Source organism: Qingrenia yutianensis, from assembly GCF_014385105.1.
Classification (GTDB): domain Bacteria; phylum Bacillota; class Clostridia; order UMGS1810; family UMGS1810; genus Qingrenia; species Qingrenia yutianensis.
In genome coordinates this window covers 63510-83156 of the sequence record NZ_JACRTE010000001.1, presented here as the reverse complement: position 1 = coordinate 83156, position 19647 = coordinate 63510, and the positions used below count along the sequence as shown (strand labels likewise).

Sequence of the window (19647 nt, the reverse complement as noted above, 5' to 3'; positions counted from 1 at the left end):
TCCCTCATTTTAAAGTTTTTTGAGCCGTGCGAACGACGCCATAAGATTACGCGTTCCGACATTGTCAAACAAAATTTCAAGCATCATATCGCCGCCGCTTTCGGTTATGCCCACAATCATACCTTCGCCGAATTTTTTGTGCATAACTCTCTCGCCTTTTTTGTAGGTCACACTGCTTTTCATCTCCGCACCGCTCTTGGTGCTTTTTGCGATAATCGCACTGTAATCCATATCGCTCTTTTTACCGGCACCGCCGAAAAGGTCGCTTCCCGAATATCCCCTCGCACTGCCGTATGACGCAAACTGTTTTCTTACAACGTTGTCGGTGCGGTTAAGAAGTTTTTCGGGAATTTCGCCCACAAATTCCGACACAACCTTACTTTCGGTTTTGCCGAACATCACGCGCTGAAGCGCATATGTGATGTATAATTTTTCACGTGCGCGCGTAATTCCCACATAGCAAAGACGTCTTTCCTCCTCCAGCTTGTCAAGCTCGCCCTCCGACTGATAACTCGGGAAAAGTCCCTTTTCCAGTCCGCACATAAACACAACGGGAAATTCCAGTCCCTTTGCGCTGTGCAGAGTCATCAAAACGATAGCATCCTGCTCGGTGTCGTAGTTGTCAATGTCCGACACAAGCGAAATATTGTCCAGAAATCCGCCGAATGTAGGTTCTTCAACGTTTTTCTCATACTCCAAAGCTTTTGACTTAAACTCCTGAAGATTTTCAATTCTGCCCCTTGCCTCGGGGGTATTTTCAGTCATAAGGCTGTCGGCATAACCCGTTTCGGTAAAAACTTTGTCCATAAGGTCAACAAGCGGAATGTTATCAATATATTCACGCAAATTGTTTATAATCGCCGAAAACTCGCGGATTTTCGCACTGCTCCGTCCGAGTGCCTCGAGGTATTTTTCGTCGCTTATAATGTCAAACATACTAACGCCCATACTCTCGGCAAATGCGGCGATTTTTCCCACCGTGGTGTCACCTATTCCGCGTTTGGGAACATTTATAATTCTGGTTAAATTAACATCGTCGTTGGGATTGTAGATAACCCTCAAATACGACAAAATATCCTTGATTTCCTTTGTATCGTAAAACCTCAAACCCGAAAGCACTCTGTACGGACACGAGAGGTTATCTTCAAGCGCACGTGTCTGCGCGTTGGTACGGTATAAAATCGCAATATCCTTATACGAATATTTGCCCGACGAAACAAGTTTTTCTATCTCGCCCGAAATATACATCGCCTCGTCCACCTGGTCACTGCAGGTGCGCACCTCGATTTTTTCGCCTTCGCCCTGATTTGTCCAAAGCTTTTTTTCTTTGCGCTCAAAGTTGTTTGCTATAACCGCATTCGCCGCGTCGAGAATTGTCTGGGTTGAGCGGTAATTCTGTTCAAGTTTGATATTTTTCGCGTCGTCAAACTGCTTTTCAAAGTCGAGAATATTTCTTATATTCGCGCCGCGGAATTTGTAAATACTCTGGTCGTCGTCGCCCACAACGCAGATGTTGCGGTGCTTTTCGGCGAGCATAGACACGAAAATATACTGCAAATTGTTTGTATCCTGATACTCATCCACCATTATGTATTTGAATTTATTCTGATAATATTCCAAAACGTCGGGATTATCCTTAAAAAGTTCGACGGTTTTTGCAATCAAATCGTCAAAATCCATAGCGTTGTTTTCTTTGAGTTTTTGCTGATAACGCGCGTATATCATCGCGTATTTTTCACCGCGGAAGTCGTCATTGCGCTTTGCAAACTCCTTGCAGTCAATCATTTCGTCTTTAGCCGAGCTGATTTTTGAAATAACGCTTTTAATCGGATAATTGTCCTCGTTTAAGTTAAGTTCGCGCAGACAGTCTTTGATAAGCCTTTTCTGGTCGTTTGTGTCGTAAATATTGAAATTTGACGTGTAGCCGAGTTTTTCAATATCGCGTCTTAATATGCGCAGGCACGCCGAGTGGAAGGTTTTTATCCAAATATCTTCGCTCATCTGACCCACGATGTTTGCAATACGCGTGCACATTTCGTTTGCCGCTTTGTTGGTGAATGTTATCGCCAAAATCTCCCACGGCGCGGCAAGCCTGTTTTCCAGAATATACGCAACTCTGTGCGTTAAAACCTTTGTTTTTCCGCTTCCTGCGCCGGCAAGCACCAAAAGCGGACCCTCGGTTGTTGTAACTGCCTCTTTTTGTCTGTCGTTCAATCCATCAAGCAAATTTGTCATTTTATTCTCCATTTTTATACTTCAATTTCCAAAACTTCTTCAATATATGCGTAAAATTCCTCAACACCCGTGCCGTTTACCGTTGAAAACGGAATTATAATGTCGTCGCCCGAAAGCGATAGCGTTTTTATAATGTCGGAAAGATGCTCGTTTAACTGTGATGCCGAAAGCTTGTCGCATTTCGTGGCGATAACAACCGCCCTTTCACAGCACGCGCGGATATAGCGGAGCATTGTAATGTCGTTTTCGGTGGGCGTGTGACGGCTGTCAACCAGCAAAATAACCTGGCATAACTGCTCGCGCGTGTTAAGATACGTTTCAATCATATCCGCCCATTTTTTCTTTTCCGCTTTTGAAACCTTTGCGTAGCCGTAACCGGGAAGGTCTACAAAATTCATTGTGTTGTCGATATTATAAAAATTTATCGTTGCAGTTTTGCCCGGCTTTGAGCTGACGCGCGCAAGGCTTTTTCTGTTCAAAAGCTTGTTTATAAGCGACGATTTGCCGACATTTGAGCGTCCTGCAAACGCGATTTCCTTAAAATTCGTTTTTGGATATTGCTTCATATCAACCGCCGAAACGGTAAGCGAAACATTGTTTAAATTCATAAATTTTACTCCTGTTCCAATGCGGTTTTGAGCACTGTGTCCATATTTTTAGCCGGCACGAAGTTGATTTTTTCGCGGATATTTTGCGGAATGTCCTCCAAATCAGGAACATTTTCGTCGGGAATTACGATTGTGCCGATTCCGATGCGGTACGCCGCGAGCGACTTTTCTTTAAGTCCGCCGATGGGCAAAACTCTGCCTCGGAGCGTGATTTCTCCCGTCATTGCAACGTCCTTTTTCACGCGTTTTCCCGAAAGCGCGGAAATAAGCGCAGTCGCCATCGTTATGCCTGCCGACGGACCGTCTTTCGGCGTTGCACCCTCGGGGACGTGAATGTGAATGTCGTTATTTTTGTAAAAATCACCGTCAAATCCGTACTTATCGGCGCACGAACGCACAAAGCTGATTGCGGTCATAGCCGACTCTTTCATAACGTCGCCGAGCGAGCCTGTAAGCTCGATTTTTCCGCTTCCCTTGGATACATTAACCTCAACCGAAAGCGTATCGCCGCCGTATTGCGTCCACGCAAGACCTGTTACAATGCCGATTTCGCTTTCTCTGTTTTTCTCGTTTTTGATAAATATTTTTCTGCCGAGGTAGCTTTCGATATTTTTTTCGCTCACCGACACGCTTTTAACCTCACCGCCGGCAATTCGTTTTGCACATTTGCGCAAAACCGCGGCGATTTTTCTCTCCAGCTCTCTCACACCCGACTCACGCGTGTAATTGTCGATAACCGAAATGAGCGAGCCGTCCGAAAATTTAACGTTCGACTTTTTGAGTCCGTTTTGTTTAAGCTGTTTCGGCACAAGATATTTTTTCGCGATATTAAGCTTTTCCTCGTCGGTATAGCCCGAAATATGAATAACCTCCATACGGTCAAGCAGAGGTCTGTCAATGCCGTCGAGCGAATTTGCGGTTGTTATGAAAAGCGTTTTTGAAAGGTCGAACGGAAGTTCGATATAATGGTCGCGGAATGCAAAATTCTGTTCGGCGTCCAAAACCTCCAAAAGCGCCGACGACGGGTCGCCCTTAAAGTCGCGCGAAAGCTTGTCTATCTCATCAAGCAAAAGCAGAGGATTGTTCGATTTTGCCTGTTTTAACGCGGAAATTATACGTCCGGGCATAGAACCGATATACGTTTTTCTGTGACCGCGGATTTCCGATTCGTCGCGCACACCGCCAAGCGATATACGCGCGTAATTTCTTCCGAGTGCGCGCGCAACCGAAAGCGCGATTGACGTTTTTCCCACCCCCGGAGGGCCGACAAGGCAGATTATGGGCGATTTTAAGTTTCCCGAAAGCTTACGCACTGCGAGATATTCCAAAATTCGCTCTTTCACCTTTTCAAGACCGTAATGGTCGTCGTCAAGCACTTTTTTTGCGCTTTCTATATCATTGTTTTCCTCGGTCGAAACGCTCCACGGAATGTCGCAAAGCCATTCGACATATGTGCGGATAACTGAAGTCTCGGGATTTCCCGACTGCATTTTCACCATACGCGAAAGCTCTTTGTCCGCCTTTTTAAGGACATAATCGGGCGCATTGGCTCTCACAAGCCTGTCTTTAAGCTCGTCCGCCTCCGCCTCGATTTCGTCGCGGTCGCCAAGCTCCGAACGTATAACTTTAAGCTGTTCGCGCAGATAATAATCTTTTTGATTTTTGTCGATATTTCCGCTCACTTTGCGGTTTATATCGCGCTCAACCGTCAGAATTTTTATTTCGCGGTCGATAAAATCAACAAGCATTTCAAGGCGTTTTGTAACGTCTGTTTCCTCCAGAAGCGCCTGTTTTGCGTCAATATCAAAACTTATGCCGGCGCTCACAAGGTCGGCAAATTCGTTCGGATTTGTAATTTCCGCCGCACTTTTTACTGCGTCAGGCGTAAATTTCGGGTTAACGTCATAGTAGCTTATAAGCTGGGATTTTATTTTGCGCATAAGCGCCTCGTTTTTAATCTGCGTTTCTTCATCGTCCGCGCAAAAGCTTTCAAGCTCCTCAATTTCGCACTCAAAATACGGAACGTCTGCGATAAATTTCACAATTCGCGCACGGCTTATTCCTTCAACAAGCACGCGCGCGTTGTTTTCGGGAAGTTTTAAAACCTGTTTAATTCTCGCAACGGTGCCCGTCCAAAAAAGTTCGTCACGCATAGGCGCGTTTATGAGCGGATTTTTCTGCGCGGTCAAGAATATAAGCTGATTTTCCGCAAGCGAGCCTTCAAGCGCTTTTATGGAAAACGCACGGCGCACGTCAAAATGCAAAACCATATACGGAAAAACAGGCAGACCTTTAAGAGGCAAAAGCGGAAGAATTTTTGTTTTCTTATCGTTTTCGCTGTCGTTTTTTTCAACGTTATCCGAATTTTCGTTTAAATCTTCATTATCAATTAAAGCATTGTTATCATATATTTTAAGATTGTTGCCGGTCAATTTCGTCACCACCGAATTTATATAATATAATATTATACCTTTTTTTCTCGCCGTTATCAAGTGCAAATTTTGATAAAAGCGCATATTTCCCGATATTATTGCAAAAAAAGAACGCTTAACACTTTAAGCGTTCTTTGATTTTTAATAATTTTTACGGTTTGAACCGCGTTTCGGCTCCATACTTCTTTTTAAGTCGTGCATTTTTTCTTCGCTCGCCTGCTTAAATTTGTTAAGCTTTTCTTCAAAAGAAATGTCGCCGGCAGGTTTTTTGTCCCAGACAAACTCCGCAGGACGCTTTGATTTGGGCGCCGACGCCTCCTCCTGCTTAATTGCCTGCTTTATGGAAAGACCGATTTTTCCGCTCGGGTCAACGTTTGTAACCTTTACTTTAACCGTCTCTCCAACCTTGAGATGTTCGCGTATATCCTTAACATATTCGAGCGCCACTTCTGAAATATGCACAAGCCCTGTAGCGCCTGCCCCTATTTCGACAAACGCGCCGAAATTTGTGATACCCGTAACCTTTCCTTCGTAAATTTTGCCGACTTCAACCTGCATCAGTAAAAATTGCCTCCTTAATGTTTGAGCGCACGCGCGCCCGACGTATGCAAATACCGGAAGTATTTTAAATATTTAGTTACCGTTAGCGTCGATAAACACTTTTTCGTCGGGCATAACAAGCCCGAGTTCTTCTCTCGCTATCTTTTCTATGTAGTAATCCGATGAATAAATCGCACTTTTTTCTTCAAGTTCCTTTTTAAGCTTCTCCTCTGTTTTAATATCAGACTGAAGCTGTGCGATTTTTTTGTTATGATAATTTATTTCACCCTGTTGCTTTATCAAAATAACGGCAGCCGCGCACATAAAAACAAGCGCCAGCAGCTTACTTAAAGTCAGCTTTCTTTTAAGCTTTCTCTTCTGCATCATTCGCCCTCCGCCAAATATATCAAATCCGTAAATTCAAATCAAACACGATAAGTTTATACACCTATCTACAATAACACCATATATATTATATCGCAAACATTTCAAAATGTAAAGTCAATTTTTACGAAAAATGCGTTTTAAACGCCTAAAATCAAAAATTTGTTGATTTTTTATAAATCTAAAGCGCTTTTTTTGTAATTTTAGACAAATTTCGACAAATACAAACGGCTTTTTTACATATGAAAATATAAACAAACCTATGTTTTTTACGGCTTTCAACAGCCGTACAACCGGCACAAGCGTAAGTTTAAGCGTTTTTGCAATAAATTTTACAAAAGTTATGAAATATTTGCTCACCGACACGGTGTAGAGCACAAATCCCGTGAAAAGTGCCACTATTTCATACCAGCGCACCTCGCCCGAATTTGCGAAAAACACCGCGAAAAAAGACATCATTGCCACAACAATCCAGACAATTATATCGCCCGCTTCAATCATAAACATACTTTTCTTCACGCTTTTTAAAATTCTGTAAATATCAAAAATCATACCGCACACAGCTCCGCCGAGCACGGTTTTTAAAAAGACGAGCGCCTCTGCACTCACCGAAATTTCCATTTTATCACCTTAAAAATTTACTTGAATATTCTGCTTAAAAATCCGCCTGCACTTGCGCGCGGTGCGGCATAACGCAAACAGTCGATATATCCTTCTATTTCCACTTCGCCGGCATCGACGCTCAATTTGTTTATTTTAAGCTCGCTCCCCGTAACTATAAGCACCTCCATTTTAGTATGAAGTATTATTTCCTCGTCGTTAAAGCTTTCCACGTCCTCCACACCCGAAACGTTAAGGTGTGCCCTGTTTTCCATTATAAGATTATGTACTATGTCTGCGCCCTGCGCTCTTGAAAGTTTTTCCATAAATTTTATCCTCCTTAAATTTAAACTTATTTTATTTATATTTGAAAATTTTTTATTATATGAAAGCTTGTGTATATTTTTTTGATAAATATGAAAAATATTATTGCATAAGAAAATTTTATTTACGGAGGAAATTATGAAAGAAAAGCATATTTCATCAAACAAGTTTTTTATAAGTGCTGCGTTTGTGCTTCTTTTTGCGCTTATTGTATCAATTCCGTTTTTGTCAAAAACCGAAAAGGCGTATGCCGACACAAACACGTATGAACAAAACCTCGAACTTTTGGCGCGCGCGGTAAACGGCGAGGCACGGGGCGAAATTTACGAAGGTCAGGTCGCCGTTGCGGCTGTAATTTTAAACCGCGTTAAGCACCCGTCATTTCCAAACACCATAGCCGGTGTAATTTATCAGCCCGGCGCGTTCACTGCGGTAAACGACGGGCAAATTCACGCGTCGCTCGACAAAAGCTCCACCGTTTACAAAGCTTGTCAGGACGCGCTCAACGGCTGGGACCCGTCGGGCGGTGCGATATATTACTACAACCCGGCGAAAACCACAAACAAATGGATTTATTCACGTCCTGTGGTAAAGGTACTCGGAAATCACACCTTTGCAAAATAGAGTTTTACCTACTATAATTTTTGAAAGGAAAAACAATATGGAAAATTCAAACGAAAACAGAAAGTCAAAACCGTCAATGGGATATTTTCTCATTCTCGTAACGCTTTTGCTGGTTATAACGTTCTCGGCGGCGATTGTGAAAAATAACACGGCAGAGGCTATGAAAGGTCAGCTTAACGACGTTTACACACGTTCGTTTTTACAGCTTACCGACTGTGTTAAAGATATTGACACGCTTTTGTCGAAATGTGTCGTTACAAATTCGCCGTATGCGCTCAATGATTTGTCAAACGAAATTTATCAGAAAGCGTCGTTTGCACAGGCAAACCTCGGCGAACTGCCCATTTCGCACGTTGAAATTGACAACACGGCGAAATTTTTAACACAGGTCGGCGACTATACCTATTCCATATCAAAAAAAGGGCTTCGCGGCGAGGAACTTTCGGCGGACGAGAAAAAACAGCTTGAAGATTTGGCAAAATACTCCTCCACCCTCACGCAGACGCTTTTTGAAATTCAAAACGATTTGTTCTCCGGCAAACTTTCTTTTGATATTTCCGAAAAGTCGTCCGAGGTGCTTGCAAGCGAGGACAAAAAGCTTGATATAGGCTCGTCGGCAGAGAAAATGGAAAAGGAATTTGAGGAATATCCGTCGCTCATTTATGACGGTCCGTTTTCCGACCACATAAACAAAATCAGCGCGAAAATGCTTTCAAAAACCAACAAAATCACCGAACAGCACGCTATGGAAATTGCAAAGGAATTTTTAAACGAGCCTAAAAAAGTGTCGGCAAGAGGAAAATCAAATTCAAACATTCCGACCTATGTATTTTCGGCGGCAAATTCGGGTGGCGACGACGCTTATATCGAAATTACCGAAAACGGCGGATATGTGCTTTATATGCTGAAAAACCGCGATGTTGCGGAAACAAAGCTCGATATTTCCGACGCGGTACGCCTCGGTGCGGACTGCCTTGCAAAAAACAAATGTTATTCTATGAAAGAAAGCTATTATGAAATAAGAAACAACATCGCAACCATAAACTACGCGTATGTTGAAGATGATGTAACAATGTATTCCGACCTTATAAAAATTAAAATTGCGCTCGACAACGGCGAAATTTTGGGATTTGAGGCAAACGGATATATTATGTCGCACGAGGAACACAGAAATTTGAACGGCGTATCTCTTACGCTTGATGAGGCGCGCGAAAAAGTGTCGAAAAGCATAGAAATCACCTCCGAAAACCTTGCGGCAATTCCGAAAGAAAACAAAACCGAGGTGCTTTGCTATGAATTTAAAGGAAAATTTAACGGCAAAAATTATATCGTTTATATCAATGCGACAACCGGTGCAGAGGAGAAAATTTTAATTCTTCTCGAAACCGAAAACGGCACGCTTACCATATAAAGACCGAAAATCCGAAGCCATTTGTTACGGCTTCGGATTTTTTTGTAATATTATTTCATTTATGATATTCCTCGTTTGCGTTTATCTTAAACGCGCGGTAAATTTGTTCGGTCAGAATAAGACGCATAAGCTGGTGAGGAAATGTCATTTTTGAAAAGCTCAATCTAAAATCAGACATATTTTTCACCCTGCCGCAAATGCCGAGCGAACCACCTATAATAAATGTAATTCCGCTCTTTCCCGAAAGCTGGATTTCGGAAAATTTCTTTGCCAAATCGGCGGACGAAATGTTTTTTCCCTCAACACAGAGTGCGATTATATAGTCGCCTTTTCCGATGTGCTTTTCGATTTTCGCGCCCTCGCTGTCAAGCACAGCAAGCGCCTCTTTTTCGCTCGCATTGTCGGGGATTTTCTCGTCCGCAACCTCGCATATTTCAAACTTGCAAAAACGCGAAAGACGCTTTTCATACTCTTTAATCCCGTCCGCAAAATATTTTTCTTTAATCTTTCCCACACAAATTATTTTAATCTTCATCTTCTTTTTCCTCGTATTTCGTCAAAAGGTCGCCCTCAAGCTGTGATGCAAACGAAACCGCACCGTTTCCGAAACGGCGCCGTATTTCGTCAATGGAACTGTCAAAACTTTCAAGTTTTTTATCCTGTGTTTTCACGTTATCAAAAAAGCTCACCTGTTCGGTCGGAGTATCGCCCTCAAAATCGCCCGCCGTGACGGTTATCATACGTATCGGCTCGTCAAAATTCCAGTTTTCCTTTACAATTTCAAACGACGTTTCAAACAAATCACGCTCGGTGTTTGTGAAATATGCCGTTTTCTTTCGGCGCGAAAACTTCTTTAAATCGGGATTTTTTATCGTCACGCAAACGGTTCTGCACTTAAAACCTTTCTTGCGCAGACGCGTGGAAACGGTGTCGCAAATGATTGTGAGCGCCTTTTTAACGTCCTCTTCACCGAGAAGATTTCTTTTAAAAGTGTGCCCGTTTCCGATTGATTTTTCCTTTTCTCTCTCGCACACAACGGGCGACGTATCCAAACCGTTTGCATAAATATAGAGCGTTTCGCCCGATTTTCCCAAAAGTTTTACCAGCGTGCTTTTTTGCGAATTTGCAATGTCGCCTATCGTTCTTATTCCCACTTTTTCAAGCTGTGAAAGCGTCGCGCGCCCGACAAAAAGCATATCCGACGCAGGGAGCGGAAACAAAATGCGCTTATAATTTTCTTTTGAAATAACGGTTATCGCGTCGGGCTTTTTGTAGTCACTGCCGAGCTTTGCGAAAATTTTATTAAACGATACGCCGATTGATACGGTAAGATGCGTTTTTTCTTTTATTTCATCGCTGATTTTTTTCGCGATTTCATATCCCGTGCCGAAAAGCTTCTGACTTCCCGTAACGTCGAGCCATGATTCGTCAATGCTGAACGGCTCGACCAAATCGGTGTAATTATAATAAATTTTGTTGATTTCTTCGGAATAATACTTATATTTTCCATAGTGCGGAGGAACGGTCACAAGGTCGGGACATTTTAATTTTGCCTGCCAGATTGTTTCCGCGGTTTTAACGCCGAACTTTTTCGCGGCCTCGTTTTTTGCGAGAATTATTCCGTGCCTGTCTTCACTGCTCCCGGCAACTGCCATCGGAACGTCCTTTAAATGCGGTAAATCAAGGCATTCGACCGACGCGAAAAACGAATTTAAGTCACAGTGCAAAATTACGCGTTCCGACATTTTCTCCTCCGTAAAATTTATTCTTCCTTTGCCGTTTCAAGCTGATTTTCAAGCTCCTCAAACGTTTTGTAAAGTTCATTCTGACGCTCGTTTAAGGTATTTAGCTTTTCAAAAAGTTCACGGCACTTGTCCAAATCCGACCCGCTTTCGTTCAAAAGCCTGTCCGTTTCCTCAATCTCGCCGTCAAGGCTCAAAATTTCTTCTTCGCACGCAGAAATTTTCTTTTCGAGGCTCTTTATAAGCGACTGTTTTTTCTTGTTTTCAAAATAATCGTTCGTCTTTTTCTCTTTTTGAATGTTCTTTTCGCTCGCCTCGTCCGCCTCGGTCTTTTTTTCAAGATAATAGTCGTAATTTCCCTCGTAAACCGAAATTTTTTCACTGCCGAGCTCTATGATTTTCGTCGCAACCTTGTTCAAAAAATATCGGTCGTGCGACACGAAAAACAGTGTTCCGTCAAATTTCATAAGCGCCTCGTCCAGCTTTTCTTTGGACGCAAGGTCAAGGTGGTTTGTCGGTTCGTCCAAAAACAGGGTGTTGTTTTTTTCGAGCATCAGCACCAAAAACGCAAGCTTTGCCTTTTCACCGCCCGAAAGAGAATTTATCTTCTTGAAAACGTCCTCGCCGTAAAAATTCATCGAACCCAATAGCGTGCGGATTTTGCTTTCTTCAAACCGCGGGTGGCGGTCATAAATTTCGTCAAACACGGTTTTGTCGCCGTTTAAAATGTTAAGTTCCTGGTCGTAATACCCTATTTCGGTGTTTCTGCCGATTTCAAATTCACCGGTATAATTTTTGTAAATTCCGAGAATTGTTTTTAAAAGCGTGGATTTCCCTGCACCGTTATCGCCGATAAGTGCGGTTTTTTCACCGCGCAGAACCTTAAAATCCGCATTTTTTATAAGCGTGCGCACCCCGTCTTTGTTCTCAACAAAAACGCTCAAATCCTCAACGTTTAAAACCTCTTTGTAAGACGGATATTCAATTTCAAAGTCAAAACGCGCGCTGTCGTTGTTTTCGCCCGGACGCTCCAACAGCTCCATTTTATCAAGCTTTTTCTGCCTGCTCTGCGCCATTTTGGTGGTTGACGCGCGCACAAGATTTTTGGCAACGTATTCTTCAAGCTTTTTAATTTCGTTCTGCTGTTTTGCGTACGCTTTTTCTTCAACCTCAAGATTTTTCTTTTTCTGCTCAAGATACGCGGTATAGTTTCCCGTGTATTTTTTCATATGCGTGTTTTCAATTTCGTATACCGCGTTTACCGTTCTGTCGAGAAAATAACGGTCGTGGCTGACGGTAATGAGCGCACCGCGGTAGCTTTTAAGATACCCTTCAAGCCACTGCATTGTTTTAAAATCGAGATGGTTTGTCGGCTCGTCGAGAAGCAGAAGTTCTCTTTCTTCAAGCAAAAGCTTTGCAAACGAAAGCTTTGTTTTTTCACCGCCCGACAAGTTTTCCGCCGGCATATTGAGGTCGAATTTATCAAAACCCATACCCGTTAGAATGGTGTTGATTTTCGTTTTTATCAAAAATCCGTCTTTCTTTTCAAACATTTCACTCTTTTTTGCATACGAATTGAGCAAAACCTCGCGTTTTTTTTCGTCCTGTTCGTCTGCAATTTCGTTTTCAAGACGTCTTAAATCCTTTTCAATTTCAAAAACATCGGCAAAAACGCTTGTCATTTCTTCGATAATGGTGGTTGTCATAACCTCACAACCCGTCTGGCGGAGAAAACCTATGCGCGTATCCTTTGCCGTTTGACACGAGCCTTCAAAACTCGTACTTCCAGAAATGATATTGAGCAAAGTGGTTTTTCCGCACCCGTTTTTGCCTATTATGCCTATGCGGCCGCCGTCGTTTACCGAAAAGGTAATGTCGTTTAAAATTTCGTCGGTGCCGAAGCTTTTTGAAACCTTGTTTAACTGTAAAATCATCTTCTAAAGCTCAAAATCCTTTCTGTCGAATTTCTCTAATATAACTGTCTTTTTGCGCTTGAAATTACATTTAAAAATATCAAATTTATACTTTCTGCAAAGATAGTCTTTTTTAACCTCGCCTTTTCTGTCGCACATCACACTGTCCGAATTTTCAATATGCGTTGCGTGCTGGCAGTAAAAGCACTTCGGGTTGTCAACACCCCTAAAAATCATTTTCATCATTCCTTATGTTCATTTGACGCATAATTTTTCATTATAATATACATTCTACCACAAATTTTTATAAATTACAACACCAAAACAAATGTATGAATAACTTTAGGCTAATCCACATATATATTTACCATCAAACATATGCAGGAGGAAAAGAAAATGGACAATATCTACTCTGATATAAGCACGCGGTGCGGCGGCGATATATACATCGGCGTCGTAGGCCCTGTGCGAACGGGAAAATCCACGTTTATAAAACGTTTTATGGAGCTTCTCGTCATTCCCAACATAGGCGACGCATACAAGCGCGAACGCGCAAAAGACGAGCTTCCGCAAAGCGGTGCGGGCAAAATGATAATGACAACCGAGCCGAAATTTGTTCCCAACGAGGCGGTGAAAATTTCGCTTGCCGACAACGCGGCGATGAACGTTCGGCTGATTGACTGCGTTGGATATATCGTTGACGGCGCAACCGGGCATTTCGACGAGGATATGCCGAGAATGGTCAAAACTCCGTGGTCGGACGAGGAAATGCCGTTCGCAAAGGCGGCGGAAATCGGCACAAAAAAGGTTATCAACGAACACTCCACCATAGGAATTTTGGTAACTACCGACGGCACGGTTACCGACATTGACCGCGCAGACTACATAGACGCCGAAGAAAGAGTGGCAAAAGAATTAAAAGCTATAAACAAGCCGTTTGTTGTGATTGTAAACAGTGTCAATCCCGAAAGCGACACCGCAAAGCGTACGCAAAAGGAGCTTGAGGAAAAATATAAGGTTCCCGTGCTTTGCACCGACTGTGCTAACCTCACCAAAGAGGATATAAACAAAATTATGGAAAGCATACTTTTTGAATTTCCGCTCTCCGAAATTTCCATAAATCTGCCGGACTGGTTTGACGCGCTCGAGGACGGTCACTGGCTTAAAGACGGCGTTATAGACTGCGTTAAGAATTATGCGGACGGCGCACAAAAAATAAGCGACGTAAAAGACCTTGCCGAAAGACTTAACGAATACGAAAACATAAGCGGTGCAAACATTGAAAATATGAGCCTCGGCACGGGGTGCGTGAGAATAAGCGTAACTATGAGCGACGATTTGTTCTACAAAATTCTCGGCGAAAAAACAGGAATGGAAATTTCGGGCAGAGAAGCGCTTGTCGAGCTTATAAGCGACCTTTCGGACACCAAGAAAAAGTATGACAAAATAGCATATGCCCTAAACGAGGTCAACGAAAAAGGCTACGGAATTGTTTCGCCTGGCATTGAGGAGCTTACGCTCGAAGAACCCGAAATCGTTAAACAGGGCAACAAATTCGGCGTACGCTTAAAAGCCTCGGCGCCGTCGCTCCACCTTATCCGCGTTGACGTGGAAACAGAGGTAAGTCCTCTCGTCGGCACAGAAAAGCAGTCGGAGGAGCTGGTAAAATATCTGCTCAACGAATTTGACGAGTCGCCCACAAAAATATGGGAGTCCAACATTTTCGGAAAATCTCTCCATTCGCTTGTAAACGAAGGTCTGCACAACAAACTCTACCGTATGCCGACAGACGCGCAGGACAAAATAAAAGAAACGCTCCAGCGCATTGTAAACGAAGGAAGCGGCGGTCTTATCTGCATAATTTTATAAAAAGCAAAACGGCAGTTCTTTAAATCATCTTAAAGACTGCCGTTTTGCTTTTTATAAAATTATGCCGACAGACGCGCAGGACAAAATAAAAGAAACGCTCCAGCGCATTGTAAACGAAGGAAGCGGCGGTCTTATCTGCATAATTTTATAAAAAGCAAAACGGCAGTTCTTTAAATCATCTTAAAGACTGCCGTTTTCTTATTTACTGTAAACCGTCAACCCTTTTATTTTTGATAAATTCTTTAAACTTATCAAACGGCATAGGCTTTGCATAGTAATATCCCTGCATATCGGTACAGCCGACGGAATTTAAAAAGTCTGCCTGGGTTTTGTTTTCCACACCCTCGGCGATAACCGAAATTTTAAGTGATTTTGCCATATTTGCAACCGCGCGCAGAATACTGTCGCTCTTTTCATCGCCGATACCTGCTTTGGAAACAAGCTTTTTGTCAATTTTCAATATGTCAATATCCAAATCGAGCAAAATGTTAAGCGACGAATATCCCGAACCGAAATCGTCCATTTCAACTGCAAATCCTGCGTTTTTGAATGCCGTAACGGCGGATTTTAACTCCTCCGTTTCAGTAAGATATGCACTTTCTGTGATTTCAAGGCGCAGAAGTCCGTGTGAAATTCCGTGTCTTTCAGCCATATCTTCAATATGCGGACAAACGTTTTTATCGCGTATGTCAATGCGCGAAGCGTTAACCGAAAGCGGAAGCTTTATCCCCTCGCCATCGAGAATTTTTATGTATTCGCAGCACTTGTCCCACACAAATTCGTCAACAAGCGTAATCTGTCTGCTTTTTTCAAGAAGCGGAACAAAATCCGCAGGCATAATAAGCCCTTTTTCGGGATGACGCCATCGCGTGAGTGCCTCCGCACCAACCAGCGCACCGGAATAATTAAACTGCGGCTGAAGCCACACTTCAAACTGACCGTCTTTCACAGCATTTTCAACGTCGGCGATAAGCTCCTGCTGATTTTTGGCCGTCTGCATAAGTCCTTTTTTGTAATACGCAATATGTGTCCCCAAATCGCCCTTTATCGACTGCAAGGCAAGATGCGCCTTATAGCTCATCGTGAATGAGCCGCAGTCTTTTTCGCAAAGGTCGTAAACACCGATGTGAATGGTCAGCGGATAGTGAATTTCGTAATCGGCAAAATCGCTCAAAAACTTTTTGTAGCACTCCTCCGCCGACGGATAATCCTCGGAGCAGAAACGCACAAAATGGTCGGCGTTAAGGTGCGCCGCAAAACTGCTGTCTGTACTTCGCGCACGCATATGTTTTGCAATGTCGCGCAAAACCTTGTTGCCCGCCTCATAGCCGTATGTGCCGTTGATATTGCTGAATCCGTCAAGATTGTATCGATACATACGGTATTTTTTGCCTGGATTTTCTTTAAGCCATTCGGTAACCTTTTCGTGAAATCCGGCAGAGTTGTAAAGTCCCGTTTCAATATCCATTTTGCTTGCAAGAATATCAGTTATATCCTCGCACGAAACAACAATACTCTCTTTTTCGCCGTCAAGATACGAATATTTTATCTTGTAATACCTGTCGCCGCCCATACGGCAAGAATGTACCGTAACGCTCCAGTTTTGTGCGGTTTCAAGTTTTTCTTTAACCGTTTTAAACCTTATGTTTTCGCGCACAAATTTAAAATCGTATTCCGACAAATAGTTCGCAAGTGCCGTCTGTGCCACACTGTCGTATACTAACCCGCTTTTCAATCCGTGATTGTTCATAATATCTCCGCCGCCGAGCGCTTTTATTCCGAAAACGCGTCCCGACTCGACATCAATAAGACCCATAGCCTCAAAGTTTTCTCTTATCAGCTTTTTACCTATTTGCTCAAGACGCATTGTGTTGTTTATTCCTATCGCGTATACGAGCGCTTCGTAATCGCCGGTAATCGGATTTTTCACCAAATCGGCAACAACTCTTAACCAAATGTATCTTCCGCCGGGATTGTAGAACAAAAAGTCGTTCTGAACCGAACTTTTTCCCCTTTGTGCCGCCAGCATAAGCGCCTCGCGCGACAGATGCCCCAAGTATCTTTCGCGTTCGCTCGGGTGGATACGCTCGAAAATAATATCGCAAAGGTCTTCAACGCTGTACTGCGCATCTCTGCCCGTAAGACGTTTTAACAGCTCACCGTCCTTGTCAACCGTGTTTTTGGTAAGGTTAAGGTTAAACGCGCCCAAAACATTTGTACGGTCGAGCAGACGTCTGCTCTGAAAATTATGATATTCTTCAAGCTTTTTGCGTCTTTCAAGCTCATTTCCCTTTACGATGGTAATTCTGCGCTTTAATCGGATAATAACCACCGCCGCGGCAATCATAGTAAACAAAAATATAATTGCCGTAACCATAACACCCAATTTACTGTATAAACCCGCAAGACTTGACGCATATCTCTCGCCTACGATACTGAAAATAAAAATATCGTCAAGTCCCGAGTGCGTGTATATTCCGTAATATGTATTTCCGTTATAATTATACTTGCAGACTTGGTTATCATCAGTCTGAACCTCGCCGTTTTCGACCTTAAAACACTTGCCGAGCATTCCGCCGACGCTCACACCCAAATCGTCGCCGGACGGAACCGAAATAACCCTTCCGTCGCCGTTGCAGAGAAAATTATACTGTGCTATTTCGTCCTGAAACGAAAGAACACTTAAAATGTCGGTTAAATTTCTCGTTCCGATAATCGCGCCGATTATCTCACCGCCTTGCCTCACCGGCACCGCAAAAACAAACACCGTGTCACCGCTCATACGTCCCGATTTTAAAAACTGCGTACTGGTTTTTCCGTTCATAGCGTCCTTAAAATACGGGCGGTCGGAGCAGTCCGCTGTACTGCCGTTCTGATAAAGCATAATTCCGCGCTTGTCAGTAATTGCGATATTCGCAAAAAGGCTTTCGTCCGCAAATGTTTTTAATTTGCGCAAAACGTTGTCATCATTATAAATATCGGTATCCCAGTTTATTCCGTGGGCTATAATGTTGAGCTGCTGAAAACTCGACTGTTTTCTCTCCACCATTGCAACGTTCAGCGTTTTTGCCGCCTCGGCAAGCAGGCGGTATGCCCTTTTTTCGGACGCTTCGCTTATTTTAAAGAAATATATCCACAAAACCAGCGCCGCCGCGGCAACGAGTATCAGTATCGGCACCATTATACCGCGCAGTACAAATTTCATATCATATTTTAATTTTTTCAAGCCGATTTCACCTCGCCTTTATTAAAACACCTTGTATCGAATTTGTCAATTTCTTTAAATTTCTTCATATATCGAAATACTGTTCCTTTTTTCGTTTGCATCATACATTGCCATATCGGCTTTGCGGAGTATTTGAGAAATTTTGCCTTTTTCAAACGCACCGCCGATACTCACCGTCATTTTTAAATCGGGGTAATCGCCGACGTGTCGTTATCTTTTTAATATGTGCGCCAAGGTGTTTTTAAACAAATTAACACTGTATTCAAATTCCTCCGTTTTAAAAAACAAAACAATGCCTGAAGCAATCGGCACAACTGCCGATATAACCGCAAATACCGCAAATTCGGCATACGGATTTGAAAGGCTGATTCTGCCTGTTAAAAGTGTCACCGCGAAACACTCAAAAAATGTCACGCAGGCAAACAGAAGATTTTTTATAAAAATCTTTATACAGCTCAATTTTAAAAATTTATTGTAAAATAGTATAATTTTAAGCGTAAATTTTATAACGAACGTGCACGATGTGCCGATGAGTATTCCCGCCATACCGAGGCTTTTTCCCAAAAAGTACGACACCAAAAGGTTTACCGCCGTACCAAGGAGCGATATATACTTATCCGCTTTAAAAAGTCCCGACGCCGTTACCATACTCCAAACGGGGATTTCAACCGCAGTCATATAAAGATTAAAAATGCAGACATAAACGGTAAGACGGCCGAGCGTAAGATTTTTGCCGAACGCGAGCGCTATAAACGGGTCGATAAGCCCCGTTAAACAGCACGCGCAGAAACTGCCTATAAGGAACATTATAAAAAGCAGACGGCTTAAAACACGTTCTATATGCTCTTTTGTTTCACTTGCCACAAGGTTGCCTATACTTCCGCGCATTGACGACGCAAACTGATTTACCGCCGACGAAAGCGTGCTTAATATGATGTTGTAGTTTGAATAAAGTCCCGTCTGCACCGTGCCGACCATAACGTTTATAAGTATACTGTCGGTGGAGGTTGTAACAACCGCAGAAAGCTTTGCAACAAATATGTTTTTTACGTCACGGGCAATTTCAATACATTCCTTTTTCGGAAGTTTTTCGCTTTTTTCCAAGATGTACGGATACATTTTGTCAACTTTTTTTGAAAGAAAAACATTTTCTCCCACTGTGCTTATTATAAGCAGAATAAGGTAATATGCAAGCTCGTGCGTGAACTTTAACACCGCAATTCCCAGCACAACGGTAAAAATTTTGTATCCCAAATCGAAAAGCGTTATAACATACTGTTTCTGGTCTGCCGACAAAAGCGACCGCTTGTATGTAAAGAAATATGACGAGGTTGTTTGCAGTAAAAACAATACGAAAATAAGCGAAATATAGCTCTTTGAATAGCTTGTATCACCTGCCATTTTCGGCATAAACGGCAAAAGAATAAGTCCGAGAACAAGTATCGCCGCGGCAATGGCACGGTAGACGGTCTTATAAAAATTCATAAGCCGTTTTATCTGCACGGTATCGCCGTTTGCAAGAGGCAGATACATATGATACACTATCGCCGTGCCTATGCCAAGCTCCGCGAGCGAAAGCATTGTTATAACGCTTGTGAGAAACGCGTTTAATCCCACGCCCTCAACGCCGATTGTATCAATCATCACACGGCGCGAAAAAAGGCTTAAAACGCACACAACAATCTGCGAAAGTATTCCCCATATTGAATTTTTCATAGTTGCCGCGCTTCTCAATTTAC

The 19647-nt window shown here is 42.9% G+C and carries 17 protein-coding genes and 1 pseudogene; 4 read left to right on the top strand and 14 right to left on the bottom strand.

The window, feature by feature from the left end:
- Positions 1-9 precede the first annotated feature (9 nt).
- From pcrA to yabP, 7 genes are all read right to left on the bottom strand, one after another.
- Complete coding sequence (gene pcrA, locus H8706_RS00380; protein WP_262431052.1) at positions 10-2235, bottom strand: DNA helicase PcrA; 2226 nt, start codon at positions 2233-2235, stop codon at positions 10-12.
- A 14-nt stretch (positions 2236-2249) separates the two neighbouring features.
- Entirely contained in the window at positions 2250-2843 is a 594-nt protein-coding gene (yihA, locus tag H8706_RS00375) for a ribosome biogenesis GTP-binding protein YihA/YsxC (protein ID WP_178348189.1), read from the bottom strand.
- A 5-nt stretch (positions 2844-2848) separates the two neighbouring features.
- Positions 2849-5275 (bottom strand): endopeptidase La, encoded by a 2427-nt coding sequence (lon, locus tag H8706_RS00370; RefSeq protein WP_262431051.1) that lies wholly within the window; start codon positions 5273-5275, stop codon positions 2849-2851.
- A gap of 141 nt (positions 5276-5416) precedes the next feature.
- Positions 5417-5833, bottom strand: a complete 417-nt coding sequence (locus tag H8706_RS00365) for a S1 RNA-binding domain-containing protein (protein WP_262431050.1) — start codon at positions 5831-5833, stop codon at positions 5417-5419.
- A gap of 75 nt (positions 5834-5908) precedes the next feature.
- On the bottom strand, positions 5909-6199 hold the full coding sequence (locus H8706_RS00360; protein ID WP_262431049.1) for a septum formation initiator family protein: 291 nt from the start codon (positions 6197-6199) through the stop codon (positions 5909-5911).
- A 117-nt stretch (positions 6200-6316) separates the two neighbouring features.
- Positions 6317-6820 carry a spore cortex biosynthesis protein YabQ gene (gene yabQ, locus H8706_RS00355; RefSeq protein WP_262431048.1) on the bottom strand — a complete coding sequence of 168 codons (504 nt, stop codon included), beginning with the start codon at positions 6818-6820 and terminating at the stop codon, positions 6317-6319.
- A gap of 17 nt (positions 6821-6837) precedes the next feature.
- Positions 6838-7125, bottom strand: coding sequence for a sporulation protein YabP (gene yabP / locus H8706_RS00350; RefSeq protein WP_178348184.1), 288 nt, complete (start codon positions 7123-7125; stop codon positions 6838-6840).
- A gap of 268 nt (positions 7126-7393) precedes the next feature.
- Here yabP and H8706_RS00345 point away from each other — a divergent pair.
- Both H8706_RS00345 and ypeB read left to right on the top strand, forming a co-directional pair.
- Positions 7394-7747 (top strand): annotated as a pseudogene (locus H8706_RS00345) (cell wall hydrolase); the annotation flags it as partial.
- Between the two features lie 37 nt (positions 7748-7784).
- On the top strand, positions 7785-9158 hold the full coding sequence (gene ypeB, locus H8706_RS00340; RefSeq protein ID WP_262431047.1) for a germination protein YpeB: 1374 nt from the start codon (positions 7785-7787) through the stop codon (positions 9156-9158).
- A 55-nt stretch (positions 9159-9213) separates the two neighbouring features.
- On the opposite strand, the gene rlmH is transcribed toward ypeB, so the two are convergent.
- From rlmH to H8706_RS00320, 4 genes are read right to left on the bottom strand one after another with little or no spacing between them, the layout of a single operon-like run.
- On the bottom strand, positions 9214-9693 hold the full coding sequence (gene rlmH / locus H8706_RS00335; RefSeq protein ID WP_262431046.1) for a 23S rRNA (pseudouridine(1915)-N(3))-methyltransferase RlmH: 480 nt from the start codon (positions 9691-9693) through the stop codon (positions 9214-9216).
- Positions 9683-10903, bottom strand: coding sequence for a DNA polymerase IV (gene dinB, locus H8706_RS00330; RefSeq protein WP_262431045.1), 1221 nt, complete (start codon positions 10901-10903; stop codon positions 9683-9685). The genes rlmH and dinB overlap by 11 nt, the downstream gene beginning before the upstream one ends.
- Before the next feature lie 17 nt (positions 10904-10920).
- A complete protein-coding gene (locus H8706_RS00325) occupies positions 10921-12834 on the bottom strand; it encodes an ATP-binding cassette domain-containing protein (RefSeq protein ID WP_262431044.1) in 1914 nt (637 codons plus the stop codon).
- A gap of 3 nt (positions 12835-12837) precedes the next feature.
- A complete protein-coding gene (locus H8706_RS00320) occupies positions 12838-13050 on the bottom strand; it encodes a hypothetical protein (RefSeq protein ID WP_178348178.1) in 213 nt (70 codons plus the stop codon).
- A 159-nt stretch (positions 13051-13209) separates the two neighbouring features.
- Between H8706_RS00320 and spoIVA the strand changes: the two genes are divergently transcribed.
- Both spoIVA and H8706_RS12395 read left to right on the top strand, forming a co-directional pair.
- Positions 13210-14682: a stage IV sporulation protein A gene (gene spoIVA, locus H8706_RS00315; protein WP_262431043.1), complete on the top strand. Its 1473-nt coding sequence runs from the start codon at positions 13210-13212 to the stop codon at positions 14680-14682.
- Positions 14683-14743: 61 nt separating this feature from the next.
- On the top strand, positions 14744-14833 hold the full coding sequence (locus tag H8706_RS12395) for a sporulation stage IV protein A (RefSeq protein ID WP_262431042.1): 90 nt from the start codon (positions 14744-14746) through the stop codon (positions 14831-14833).
- Between the two features lie 51 nt (positions 14834-14884).
- On the opposite strand, the gene H8706_RS00305 is transcribed toward H8706_RS12395, so the two are convergent.
- Genes H8706_RS00305 through H8706_RS00295 form a run of 3 tightly spaced genes read right to left on the bottom strand, consistent with a single transcriptional unit; the run spans position 14885 to position 19642 of the window.
- Positions 14885-17908: an EAL domain-containing protein gene (locus tag H8706_RS00305; protein ID WP_262431041.1), complete on the bottom strand. Its 3024-nt coding sequence runs from the start codon at positions 17906-17908 to the stop codon at positions 14885-14887.
- Between the two features lie 54 nt (positions 17909-17962).
- Positions 17963-18088 (bottom strand): hypothetical protein, encoded by a 126-nt coding sequence (locus H8706_RS00300; protein ID WP_262431040.1) that lies wholly within the window; start codon positions 18086-18088, stop codon positions 17963-17965.
- A gap of 30 nt (positions 18089-18118) precedes the next feature.
- The gene (locus H8706_RS00295; protein WP_262431039.1) at positions 18119-19642 is read right to left on the bottom strand and encodes a lipopolysaccharide biosynthesis protein; all 1524 of its coding nucleotides are present in this window, start codon (positions 19640-19642) and stop codon (positions 18119-18121) included.
- Positions 19643-19647: the final 5 nt, after the last annotated feature.